Genomic DNA, 12,087 nt, shown 5'->3' on the forward strand with positions numbered 1-12,087 from the left:
AGTTAGAATATTTGCTTCTGACTCGCATACTTAGACCACAGGAAATCTCGGTTATGGTTCTCCAACTTGGTGACGTAGTTCCCAACTTTACGCAGCAATCCAGCGAAGGCGAAATCAACTTCTATGACTGGGCTGGCGATAGCTGGGTTGTTTTCTTCTCTCACCCTGCTGACTACACGCCAGTTTGCACCACCGAACTTGGCGAAGTTGCTAAGCTCAAGCCTGAATTCGACAAGCGCAACGCTAAAGTGATCGCGCTAAGTGTTGATGATGCTGAGTCCCACAAAGGCTGGATCGGTGACATCAACGAAATTCAGAACACCACGGTTAACTACCCAATCTTGGCAGACGACGACAAGAAGGTGTCTGATCTGTACGGCATGATTCACCCCAATGCCAATGCCAAGTTGACGGTTCGCACCGTATTCGTGATCGATCCTCAAAGAAAACTGCGTTTGACGATCACCTATCCCCCCAGCACTGGTCGTAACTTCCAAGAAATCTTGCGGGTCATCGACTCTCTGCAACTGACCGACAACTACAGCGTTGCCACTCCTGTGAACTGGAAAGATGGCGATGATGTTGTAGTCGTACCTTCTATCCCCACCGAAGAAGCAAAGCAGAAGTTCCCCAAAGGTGTGACCGAAATCAGACCTTACCTCCGCATGACCCCCCAACCCGACAAATAAGCGGCTTGCGGTCAAGTTAATTTCTGTAGGTGGGCAATGCCCACCTTATTTTTTGGGGAATTTTGGCTAAGGCGATCGCCCCCTAAAACCGCAATCCTGTCACATCTATGAGTCAAAATTTTTAAAGGGAAGCAATAGGTAAATTGAGCATGGATATTAAAAACGGATTTGTCGGCAGCGTCGGCAACACCCCCTTAATTCGGTTGCACAGCTTCAGCGAAGAAACAGGGTGCGAAATTTTAGGCAAGGCCGAGTTCCTGAACCCAGGTGGCTCTGTGAAAGACCGGGCCGCGCTATACATGATTGAAGATGCCGAACGCAAAGGGTTGCTCAAGCCTGGTGGCACCGTAGTAGAAGGCACCGCAGGCAATACAGGTATTGGTTTGGCGCATATTTGTAATGCCAAGGGTTACAAGTGCCTGATCATCATCCCTGACACCCAATCCCAAGAAAAAATTGACACGCTACGAACTTTAGGCGCTGAGGTGCGTCCTGTGCCTGCCGTACCTTACAAAGACCCCAACAACTACGTCAGGCTTTCTGGCCGCATTGCAGAAGAGATGGAGAATGCCATTTGGGCAAACCAGTTCGATAACTTAGCGAATCGGCTGGCTCATTACCACACGACTGGGCCAGAAATCTGGGCGCAAACTGAGGGCAAAGTCGATGCTTGGATTACCTCGACTGGCACAGGTGGAACTTATGCTGGGGTGGCAATGTTTCTCAAGGAAAAGAACCCCAACATCAGAGCAGTATTAGCTGACCCAATGGGTAGCGGTCTTTACAGCTATGTCAAGACAGGCGAAATCAGCTCGGAAGGGAGTTCCATTACTGAAGGTATTGGCAACAGCCGCGTTACAGCCAATATGGAAGGTGCACCCGCCGATGATGCCATTCGCATTCATGACCAAGAGTGTGTAGAAGTTGTGTATCGCCTGCTGCGAGAAGAAGGCTTATTTTTGGGCGGCTCCAGTGGGATTAACGTCGCTGCGTCAGTGGCACTGGCAAAACAAATGGGGCCCGGACATACCATTGTGACTATTTTGTGTGATAGCGGCTCCCGGTATCAGTCGCGGCTGTTCAATCTAGATTGGTTAGCTGAGAAGGGGCTATCTCCAGAAGCGATCGCCACTGCCTAAACTATCTCCTATCAGCCGCCCCCTAGCAGTTCGATGCGCCACCTTCTCCCAAGCTATAGCAACAGCCATATTGGCTAGAGATATATTCGCCACAAATATTTATGGGTGGGATGTGCCATCAGGTTCCCACCCACGACTGAGTAAGCTTTCGCTTGGACTTGCGACCATAAACACAAGCTGACGGATTGAGTCAGTGGCGCGGGTCAGCATAGGAGGCAGAGACATGGTGGAATCTTGGATGATTATTGGTGGCATCACCTTTTTGGTGGCTTTAGGGGCAGCTTGGATCAGACCCCGCGATACCGTCTGGGCAGTAGAGCTACAGCGTCCTTTGTGGCTCTTTTTTGAGCCCCTAATTCCGGTGATTTGGACTTTTGTGTTTAGTTGTGGGGCTGCTTCTGCCTATTTAGTGTGGGAAAAGAATCCAGGCAGCTTGCAAATGTGGCTCCTCATGGCGCTGTACCTACTACTAGAAGTAATTACTGTTGCTTACATTCCGCTTACTCTCAGGCTGCGAAATATTAAAGTCGGGGTGGTGTTAGGCGGTATTGGTGTGGTTTTAGGAGTTTTCCTCGCTAGCTCGATTTTGTCAATTTCTGGTTGGGCAGTGCTTTTGCTCCTGCCGTACTTGATTTGGAGTCCGATTGGCACCTATGCCACATTGGAAATGATGCGACTCAACCCTGAGGCAGCCCACTAATCTTTCCGCTGGTCGATTCCAGTTGACCTAATGCCCTGACACAATCGCTTCATACTCATCTTTGCTCCGAATCCTCGGAACTTATTTGGGCAAAGTGCAGCGTGTGGCCCAGAGGAAGCAAACAGCATGATCAAGTCTTGGATGGTAATTGCAGCCGTAACCTTTTTAGTGGCGATCGGTGGTAGTGTAATTCGGCCCCGTGATGTGAAATGGTTTCGGCGCTTACGTCGTCCAAGCTGGCTCACCTTTGAACCTGCCATTCCAGTGATTTGGGCGGTGGTTTTTGTCTGTGGCGCATGGTCTGCCTACAACGTTTGGGAACGAGACCCCGGCAGCTCGAAAACCTGGTTTCTCATGGGTTTCTATCTGCTATTAGAAATCGTGACAATTGTCTACCAACCTCTGACGTTGTGGCTGCGTAACCTCACCATCGGCACATTCATTGGTGGTACTGGAGCGGTTCTAGGTTGGATTCTGGCAGCGGTGGTTGCACCCGTTTCGGCTACTGCCGCTGCCCTCCTCATTCCCTATTTAATCTGGAGCCCGATTGGTACCTATGCGACTTGGGAGTTGGCAAAGCTGAATCCAGAATCTGCTTAAACTTGTGCTTAGATAAGCCAGTCAAAGGGCAGTTTGAGCCATTGCGGTTGGGTCGAAATGTAGCGATCGCGACTTTTGTTCTAAGCTGGATGAGATGAATTGGCTGGCAGACGCAATCAGCCTCGGCTTATTAAGGAGAGACCATGACTCGCGCCATAATGAAAACTGCCAAAGGCACCATCAACCTAGAGCTGTTTGAGCAGGATGCGCCTAACACGGTGAAGAATTTTGTCGATCTTGCGAATAAAGGGTTTTACGACGGGCTGACCTTTCACCGCGTAATTTCTGACTTCATGATTCAGGGTGGCTGTCCTCAAGGCACAGGCACCGGAGGTCCAGGATACAAAATCAACTGCGAAACGGCTGGCAACCCCAACAAGCACCAAGCAGGCAGCCTGTCGATGGCTCACGCTGGCAAAGATACTGGGGGAAGTCAATTCTTTATTTGCCACTCGCCTCAGCCTCACCTCGATGGCAAGCACACTGTGTTTGGCAAAACGGAAAATATGGATGTCGTGAATGCGATTCGTAAAGACGACAAAATCCTGTCCGTCAGGATCGAATCCTAGGTAAATCTTAGGTAGAAGTAGTGTCGCGATCGCCTCATGGCTCATCCAAGGAGCGATCGCCCAAGTTCCAAGCAATTCGCGAATACCTAATCCCCCATCTAATAGCCACTAATAGCTACTCGAATAGTTAAACTCAACCGTGTCCTAAAACCAATTTCTGGAGGAGGTCTGGAGGACGCAGCCGTCCTTCAGCGGGGGTTTGGGGGCAAGCGCCCCCAAGGGTTTGGTTCTAGTAAATGTGCCTGCACACCCAACCAAAAGATCATCGAGCGATCGCCCTCAACCCCCTCCCCCGCATACAGTCCCAAGAACAGATGGGATAAGATAACGAAGCACACGTGAACAGTAGCCAGATAGGGAAAATCCGGTGCGAGTCCGGTGCTGTGCCGCAGCTGTCAATGGAGCTGAAAATTCGGATTTAGTAGAGTGTCAGCTCTCCTCAGCCAGAACGCCTATCTGTTACCACTTCACTCACTTCCTGCGTCGCACGGGAAAGAGGATTTGACTCATGTTAACTACCAATTCAACCCTGTTGAATACAATCGATGCTGCTGCCCCGGCGGCACAACTACCGCCTCTGCCCATGCAGCGACCTTTACTGCTGATTGGGCATGGCAGTCGGGATGAAGATGGACGGCGGAGCTTTCTCGAATTTGCCGCAGCGTACCAAGCTCTAGATACCTCCCGCCCCGCAGTTCCTTGCTTCCTCGAACTTACCGCCCCGTCTATTCAAGAAGGCGTTGATCAGTGCGTCGAGCAAGGCTACACCGAATTTTCCGTTTTGCCAATTTTGCTCTTTGCCGCCCGCCACAACAAATTTGATGTCACCAACGAACTCGATCGCGCTCGTCAGCGGCATCCCCAAGTTAAGTTCCACTACGGTCGGCACTTTGGCATCACTCCCGGCATTCTAGACCTGTGGCGATCGCGCCTAGCCGAACTCGACCAACCTCAATGGAACCCCCAAGGCATCGAGCGCAAAGATACCGTCCTGCTGTTTGTGGGGCGTGGAGCCAGCGACCCAGATGCCAACGGTGATGTTTACAAAATGGCTCGGATTCTCTGGGAAGGCAGCGGCTATAGCACCGTCGAAACCTGCTTTATTGGCATCACCCATCCCCGCTTAGAAGAAGGCTTCCGTCGCGCCCGCCTGTATGAACCAAAGCGGATTATCGTCCTGCCTTACTTCTTGTTTACTGGGTTGCTGATGAAGAAAATCTTTGACATCACCACGCAGCAACAAGACCTGCACCCCGACATCTCCATGACCTGCTTGCCAGAAATGGGCTTGCATCCGCAACTCTTCTCCATTTTGCGGGAGCGAGAAATTGAAACCCAACTGGGCCAAGTGCAGATGAACTGCGAGATGTGTAAGTTTCGCTTAGCGGCTGTTGCTAATGGTGGCAGTCATGGCCACGGGCATGATCATGGGCATGGTCACGATCACGGTCATAATCATGAGCAGGCTCACGGACATGAGCACGGCCACGGGCATGGTCACGATCATCCTACCGTTGACCCCTACGCCGAACCCGCTCAATATCACGAGAGAATTTGGCAAGTTCCCTAAAGACCTAGAGCCACTAAAGCGATCGCCAGCTAGACTCTAGAAGGTTGGTTAATGCAAGGGGATGGACAAGAAGTTTCAGACTGGACTAGTCTGCTTACTCTCTTTGATGTTGGTGGTTGTGCTTTTGGTTGTGCCAGCACAGCGACCTAAGCCACCAGCGGCCCCAGCATTAACCGAGTTACGCGGAGTCTGGCTCACCAACGTGGCAAGTGCGGTCCTGTTTCGGCCTGGGGGAGTTCAGCGAGCCTTCAAGCAGCTATCTCAGCTCCACTTCAATACGGTTTACCCCGTCGTCTGGAATCGGGGGCATACCCTGTATCCCAGCTTTGTGCTCAAGCGGAGCATTGGGCGATCGCAAGACCCCATGCTAACGAGTTTGCGTTTAGGCAAAGATGTCTTAGCGGAGATGGTTCAGCAGGGCCATCAACAGGGACTCAGGATCATTCCTTGGTTTGAGTACGGCTTTATGGCTCCCGTTGGCTCGGCGTTAATGCAGCAGCACCCCGATTGGCTCACTAGCCGTCAAGATGGCACCACAGCCATTCGCTCAGATTGGGAGCAATTAGCTTTACCCAATGCTACAAAGTCGCGATCGCCATCCTGGCTAGAATTAGCTCAGCAGAAACTGCGGCAGCCGTTTGGCATCAGTCGAGTTTGGCTGAACCCGCTGCACCCAGAGGTACAAGCCCTAATGGTAGATCTGATTGTAGAAGTCGTGACTCGCTACGATGTCGCTGGGATTCAATTAGATGACCACTTTGGGTTGCCAGTAGATTTTGGTTACGACGCTTTTACAGTCAAGCTTTACCAGCAAGAACATGGGGGTAAACCGCCTCCTGAGGACCCGCTAGACGCGGAATGGATGCGCTGGCGAGCAAATAAAATTACCGCTTTGATGGAGCAGATTTTTCGCGCCGTGAAAGTGGTGCGGCCCTACTGCTTAATCACGCTATCCCCAAACTCTCAAGGGTTTTCCTACAGAACCTACCTGCAAGATTGGCAAACCTGGGTGCGGCAGGGCTGGATTGAAGAACTGGTTTTACAGGTCTATCGCCAAAGGTTGTCTACTTTTGTGGCGGAACTAAAGCAACCTGCAGTGCAGTTCGCGCGTCAACGGATTCCAGTGGCGATCGGCATTCACACAGGCTCTTGGGGGCAGCCCGTCAACATGCAGCAGATTCAGGAACAAGTCCAGGCTGCGCGTGAGCAAGGGTTTGATGGTGTCTCCTTTTTTTACTGGGAGAGCTTGTGGAGCTATATTGCGCCTGAATCGCCTCAGATGCGGCGGCAAGGATTCAAAACTTTGTTTGTTGCGCCCGCTCAACCCCCCAGGACAAATCGCTAGATGGGTTATTCAACTCCCGCTCTATTTTTAGCCCAGCCTGGACAAAGGTTGGCCTACCGCTTTTGCCTGCAATGGATAGGCGGCAATATTTTAGGATTTTTGATTAGCCTTTATTGGTTAGAAGTGGGCGAAAGAGCCGCTTTGCAAGGCTTGGAAGGCGCGATCGGCGGTACTGTAATTGGTTTAGCGCAGTGGCTAGTGTTGCGACGCTGGTGTCCTCAAGCAGGCTGGTGGATCTTGTCTAGTACCCTCTGCTGGACTGTTTTAGGAGCTAGCAAATTAGGGGCTTTGGGCTGGGTCGTGCCGCAAACCCACTCAGATTTGTTGCGATTGTTCTACGGGCTGGTGGATGGCATGAAGATGGGAGCCATACTCGGAGTGGGCCAATGGCTGGTGTTGCGGCAATGTTTTGCGGATGCAAAAGTCTGGATATGCGTCAGTGTCTTAGCTTGGGCGATCGCGCTTGGTAGTGGTTGGGTGATCGGTGGCTGGCTGCACACGATCACAGGTTTGTTTTTAGGGGAGGTGGTTGGGTTAGCCTTAGTTTGGCTACTGATGGCGCTGATGACTGGAGTGGGCTTGGCTCAGTTGCTCCGAGATGCAGCAATCAAGTAACCTAACCCATTGGGGAATCACCAGGACTAGAAGAAGTTATGTCTAAAGAATTTGCTGTTGGCGATCGCGTCCGGGTTGTGATGATGCCACCCTATGTCAAGACAGCTGACCCCATGCCGATGTTGCGGCCCCCCAATGTCATTCAGCTTGGGGAAGAAGGCACAATTTTGGACCGTCGCCCCGGCGGTTACTGGAGCATCCACTTTAGCGGCGGTAAGTTTCTGCTCGATAGTCAGTACCTTGAATCTGCTGATGCAACTGCTGGCAACGCTGAAGCACTAGAAGCCGAAGTGATTGAGTCATCGCACACAGAAACCCTGCCTCCCACTACTGAATAAATCAACAGGAGCGCTTTGAATCTAGCTCCCCTTCCCTAGAGGGAAGGGGCTGGGGGTTAGGCTTTAAAGTGTCACCGGAACCGCGATCGCATTGACTGAGGCGGCTGGCCCCACTAAAGAAACGTAAGGCTGAGTGAAGTGGCGACAAGCAGCTTGTTGTGCGGCTTCTGGTGTGACTGTGGCGATCGCTTTCTGGAACTGAGCATCAAACTCTACACCCAGCCCTAAGGTTTCGTACCAACCTAAAACCTGAGCAATTTGGGAGTTGGTTTGCTTGCCGAGAGCGTATTGCCCCAACAATTTATTCTTAGCAGTTTGCAATTCTGCTTCACTCAGCGGAGAGTCGCAGAGGCGCTGAACTTCGTACTGCAATCCTTCTAGGGCAGTAGCCGTATTGTCGGGAGCGGTGCCCATGTAAGTAACAAATTGGGATTGGCCTAAGCGCGTGGGGTAGAAAGCAGACACTTCATAGGCTAAACCACGTTTTTCCCGTAGCTCCACAAACAGGCGACTGGAGAGACCGTTGCCCAAATAAGTGTTGAGCAGCTTCAAGGCAATGTAGTCGAGGGCCGCTTCTTCTGTGCTGGCTTGGCTCTTGGCAGCGGGAGCGAGGTAGCCCAGCATAATAATGGATTGCTGGGTTTCTTGGGCTGTAACGACCTGCTGCGGCTCTACGGGCACCACAGGTAGCGTCAGGGCAGGAATAGAGCTGTCTGGGGCTTGCCAATCTCCAAAGACTTCCTGAATCTGAGCGATCGCGGCTTCTGGCGTGATGCGTCCGACCAAGCTAATCACGATATTGTCAGGACGAAAATAAGTTTGGTGATATTGCTGCAAGTCGCTGCGGCTAAGTTGCGCGACGCTCGTTGCGGTGCCGATGGCGGACAAGGCGTAGGGGTGGTCCTGGTACATCGCTTGCCGCAGTTGCTCCATTGCCACGGCAAAAGGCTGTTCTTGCTGAGAGCGGATGCTTTGCAAGGTGAGGCGACGCTCCAGCTCTACCTCGGACTCAGGGAAGGTGGGCGATCGCAACAGTTGCCCTGCTAACTCCAATATTTCCACGAAGTCACTGGAAACGGTCTTCAAGCTCATCAAGAAGTAGTCAGTGGCTGCATCCGTGCTGAGGCCTGCACCCACCGACTCCACGCGCTCGGCAATTTCTAAAGAAGACAGCTGATCGGTACCTTTCGTTAGGACGGAAGCGACCAAGTGAGATAACCCAGCTTGCTCAGGACGCTCCCAAATACTTCCGGCTCGAATGAAGATCCGAGCAGCAATAATATCGGCGGCAGGATTCTCTACAGCGAGGACAACCATGCCATTCTCTAGCACTGTGCGATGAACTTGGCGGTTTTGCAGGAAAGGGGTCACACTTTGATCCACGAGCAAACTGATCCTTACTATGCTGGTTTGACTAAGTTTTGGCTGTTTTGATTCTGGCTAAACCGCGTAAATCGCCCCATCTAGTATCTCAACAAAACGTTACGGATTTGCTTCTGCTAGTCTAGCGGTCGCAGGATAGTGGCTGCATAGTGATAAGGAGAGAGATATTGGCTGGCAAGATGTTGCAACTCTTCTGGCTGAAAGGCTTGAATCCTTTGGGGATAGGTGACCGCAACTTGAGCTTTAGCGATCGTGTTGTAGTAGCCGTAAAGCCCTGCTAATTGCCCTGGCGTTTCGGTAGAGAAGGCATAGTCATTACACAACAAGCGCTTACAGCGAGCCAGTTCCTGATCCCGAACCGGAGTGGTTAATAGTTCGGAGAGGCGATCGCAAATAATCGCTTCCACTCGCTCCAAATTTTCTGTGTCTAACCAGACGTTAATCGTGAATAGACTGGACTCCCGTTGCAGCGAAAAACCGCTTTGAATGGCTTGCACTAAATTACGTTCTTCTCGTAGCTCCCGCACTAAACGCGAGGAGCGACCATCAGCGAGCAAAACCGACAATAAATCCAATCCGTAGGCATGCTGAAGTTGATCGACACCGGGGCCAATCCAAGCCATCATCAAGCGGCTTTGCTCTAGGCGAGGTAAGCCCAACTCTTGACGACGAATCCCCACAATCGGCGGTTCTGCTTCAATTTCACCAATGGGGCATTCGGTGCGATCGCTAAATTCCCCAAAGGCTTGGCTGACCAGCTCTGTGGCGGCAGTTACATCCAAACCCCCAACGATCGCCACCGTCATATTTTCGGGCTGATAGTGGTTACGGTGGAAGCGGCGCATCGCTTCAGGTGAGTTTTGCAATAGATGGTCTTCTGTGCCCAAAACTGAGCGGCCATAGGGGTGGCGTTGATACACGCTCTCCATCAGGGCTTGGAAACCAATCCAATCAGGGTCGTCGTAGGCTTGGCGAATTTCTTCTAGCACCACATCGCGTTCACGGTCAAACTCCTCGTCAGGAATCGCGGCATGCAGCACCAATTCAGCTAGGTGGGGCAGTGTATCAGGCAGATGTTCGGCAGCGGTAGTAATGAAATAGTGAGCGTAATCATGGCTGGTCGCGGCATTACTCACCCCACCTCGACTTTCTATTGCGTGGTCAAAGTGACCTGGAGCGAGGCGATCGGTGCCCTTAAAAATCATGTGTTCTAGAAAGTGCGCCATCCCAGACCAGGGTTCTGGCTCCGCGATCGCCCCTGCTTGGACCCAGACATCTACGACGGCAACAGGCGTGGCAGCAATTTCTTGGTGAATTACCGTCAACCCATTGTCCAGCTGAAAAACATTGGCGGGAAAGTTTGAACCGACCAAAAGCTGTGACAACCTTGCTTACTTAAATCAAACTCGAAGTGAATTCGAATTAGACCATCGTAGCGCTTCATGCTCCCTAGTTTCGAAAAGCTTGATACAAATTTGCCCTAGCCCAACCAGGCACAAGCAATAAAAATTCCCCTGCCTAAAGAGACAAGGGAATTTTTTCAAATATTTAGTTGGGCTCCCCGCAACGCCGTCTTACCTCAGTTTTTGACCTGGAATAAATCCAGGTGGGTACCTTAGCTCTAGTTTTAAGTTTCCGGGTACGTGCCCGGTCTACTGCCACTAGACGCTTAAATCAGTTCCCGTATTAGCGAAGCATAGATCATAAAACATTATTGGCAGTCACCAACGCCGCAGTAGAACCTCTCACCTATTTTAGCGGCCTTGGGCGAGAACGACCAAGTTTTAACAAACGTATCTAGAAACCTTAACGCTGATACCAAATGGCTTCAACTTCTTGAGCGATCGCCAGAGCCTGCTCTCTAGGTGCCGTCTGAGCGGATAACAACACAGTGACATGACCTAATTTGCGGCCTGGACGAGATTCAGTTTTGCCGTACCAATGTACGTGGGCCTGAGGAATTTTCTCGATTTGCTGACGTTTCTCTAAATAATCACTATGGGACTGCTCGTAGCCCAACAAATTCACCATCACAGCCCCATCGCTGCTTAAGCTAGGGTTGCCCAGTGCTAGACCACAAACGGCTCGTAGATGTTGCTCGAACTGGGAAGTGACGCAAGCATCCAAGCTGAAATGACCAGAGTTGTGCGTGCGAGGAGCAATTTCGTTCACCAATACTTGGCCGTCCGCAGTGAGAAACAGCTCAATGCCAAAAACTCCAATCGCTTGCAAACTGTTGAGTAAGGTACGGGCGATCGCTTCAGCCTCAACTTGCACGCTTTCAGGAATATCGGCAGGAGCCAGGACGCGCCGACAAACTTGATTTTCTTGTTGAGTCTCCACCACTGGATAAACCGATACTTCACCGCTGGTGCTGCGGGCAGCAATCACTGCCAGTTCGCGCTCGAAAGGCACAAAGGCTTCCAGCAGGGCGGGGGAGTGGTCTAACTTTTGCCAGATATCTTCTAGCTCTGCTTGACTGCGAAGAATAAACGTCCCCTGCCCGTCATACCCATGACGACGTGCCTTCAGAACCAGCGGAAATCCCAACTGTTCTAAATCGGTGGGATTAAGTTCGTTTTCCAACGCCAAAAACTCAGGGGTTGGCAAGCCCAAATTACGCAGGTAAGAGCGCTGATGATATTTGTCTAGCAGCGGCACCAAAGTCGTCAACCGAGGCCGAAAGCGGGTTCCTTGGGCTTCCAACTGGGCCAATGCTTCTAAATCGACAAACTCGTTCTCAAAGGTAATTACATCGCAACGAGTTGCTAACTCTCCGGTGGCGTTTGCATCGGCCACCGCAGCCAAAACGGTATCAGCTGCGATCGCTACAGCAGGGTCAGTGTCATGAGGGGTTTGGACCACTAACTGTACCCCTAATTTCTTGGCGGCTCCTGCCATCATCCAAGCCAGCTGGCCTCCACCAATCACGCCCACTCGTTGCACTGGCTGAGATCCCGACTGATAAGCAGACATTGTTTCTGAAGCGTTAGAAGATAAGGAGTCAGGGGTGGGCGGTGAAACCATGAGCGTGCCGAGTTTAAGGTAGCAATCCGCTATATTACGCTAAAATCAGCCACTCTTAGCGTCAACTACAGTCACTCAATTCAAGATAGTTAAACCTGGCTTCCTCGGTTCT

The 12,087-nt window shown here is 51.5% G+C and carries 13 protein-coding genes and 1 other RNA gene; 9 read left to right on the top strand and 5 right to left on the bottom strand.

The window, feature by feature from the left end; translation table 11 throughout:
• Positions 1 to 53 precede the first annotated feature (53 nt).
• Positions 54 to 689: a peroxiredoxin gene (locus NDA01_RS01290; protein ID WP_190434103.1), complete on the top strand. Its 636-nt coding sequence runs from the start codon at positions 54 to 56 to the stop codon at positions 687 to 689.
• A gap of 149 nt (positions 690 to 838) precedes the next feature.
• Positions 839 to 1,828 carry a cysteine synthase A gene (locus NDA01_RS01295; RefSeq protein ID WP_190561358.1) on the top strand — a complete coding sequence of 330 codons (990 nt, stop codon included), beginning with the start codon at positions 839 to 841 and terminating at the stop codon, positions 1,826 to 1,828.
• A 99-nt stretch (positions 1,829 to 1,927) separates the two neighbouring features.
• Here NDA01_RS01295 and NDA01_RS01300 read toward each other — a convergent pair whose 3' ends face one another.
• On the bottom strand, positions 1,928 to 2,053 hold the full coding sequence (locus NDA01_RS01300) for a hypothetical protein (RefSeq protein WP_348226594.1): 126 nt from the start codon (positions 2,051 to 2,053) through the stop codon (positions 1,928 to 1,930).
• On the opposite strand from NDA01_RS01300, the gene NDA01_RS01305 reads away from it, so the two are divergent.
• The 7 genes from NDA01_RS01305 to sipA all read left to right on the top strand — a co-directional run bounded on the left by NDA01_RS01305 (position 2,052) and on the right by sipA (position 7,565).
• Positions 2,052 to 2,528, top strand: coding sequence for a TspO/MBR family protein (locus NDA01_RS01305; protein ID WP_348226595.1), 477 nt, complete (start codon positions 2,052 to 2,054; stop codon positions 2,526 to 2,528). The genes NDA01_RS01300 and NDA01_RS01305 overlap by 2 nt on opposite strands.
• Before the next feature lie 126 nt (positions 2,529 to 2,654).
• Complete coding sequence (locus NDA01_RS01310; protein WP_348226596.1) at positions 2,655 to 3,128, top strand: TspO/MBR family protein; 474 nt, start codon at positions 2,655 to 2,657, stop codon at positions 3,126 to 3,128.
• Between the two features lie 143 nt (positions 3,129 to 3,271).
• The gene (locus NDA01_RS01315; protein WP_190554550.1) at positions 3,272 to 3,697 is read left to right on the top strand and encodes a peptidylprolyl isomerase; all 426 of its coding nucleotides are present in this window, start codon (positions 3,272 to 3,274) and stop codon (positions 3,695 to 3,697) included.
• A 508-nt stretch (positions 3,698 to 4,205) separates the two neighbouring features.
• On the top strand, positions 4,206 to 5,267 hold the full coding sequence (locus NDA01_RS01320; protein WP_348226597.1) for a sirohydrochlorin chelatase: 1,062 nt from the start codon (positions 4,206 to 4,208) through the stop codon (positions 5,265 to 5,267).
• A gap of 61 nt (positions 5,268 to 5,328) precedes the next feature.
• A complete protein-coding gene (locus NDA01_RS01325) occupies positions 5,329 to 6,612 on the top strand; it encodes a glycoside hydrolase family 10-like protein (protein WP_348226598.1) in 1,284 nt (427 codons plus the stop codon).
• A complete protein-coding gene (locus tag NDA01_RS01330) occupies positions 6,613 to 7,227 on the top strand; it encodes a hypothetical protein (RefSeq protein WP_348226599.1) in 615 nt (204 codons plus the stop codon).
• Between the two features lie 38 nt (positions 7,228 to 7,265).
• On the top strand, positions 7,266 to 7,565 hold the full coding sequence (gene sipA, locus NDA01_RS01335; protein WP_348226600.1) for a regulatory protein SipA: 300 nt from the start codon (positions 7,266 to 7,268) through the stop codon (positions 7,563 to 7,565).
• A gap of 63 nt (positions 7,566 to 7,628) precedes the next feature.
• On the opposite strand, the gene NDA01_RS01340 is transcribed toward sipA, so the two are convergent.
• The 4 genes from NDA01_RS01340 to NDA01_RS01355 form a co-directional block, all read right to left on the bottom strand.
• Positions 7,629 to 8,948: a M16 family metallopeptidase gene (locus NDA01_RS01340; protein ID WP_431193279.1), complete on the bottom strand. Its 1,320-nt coding sequence runs from the start codon at positions 8,946 to 8,948 to the stop codon at positions 7,629 to 7,631.
• A 116-nt stretch (positions 8,949 to 9,064) separates the two neighbouring features.
• Positions 9,065 to 10,333, bottom strand: a complete 1,269-nt coding sequence (locus NDA01_RS01345; RefSeq protein WP_190434082.1) for an insulinase family protein — start codon at positions 10,331 to 10,333, stop codon at positions 9,065 to 9,067.
• Between the two features lie 169 nt (positions 10,334 to 10,502).
• Positions 10,503 to 10,690: non-coding RNA, 6S RNA (gene ssrS, locus NDA01_RS01350), on the bottom strand.
• 64 nt (positions 10,691 to 10,754) lie between these two features.
• On the bottom strand, positions 10,755 to 11,975 hold the full coding sequence (locus tag NDA01_RS01355; RefSeq protein WP_431193280.1) for a 5-(carboxyamino)imidazole ribonucleotide synthase: 1,221 nt from the start codon (positions 11,973 to 11,975) through the stop codon (positions 10,755 to 10,757).
• Positions 11,976 to 12,087 lie beyond the last annotated feature (112 nt).

The sequence above is a fragment of the Trichocoleus desertorum AS-A10 genome (assembly GCF_039962155.1).
Classification (GTDB): Bacteria; Cyanobacteriota; Cyanobacteriia; order FACHB-46; family FACHB-46; genus Trichocoleus.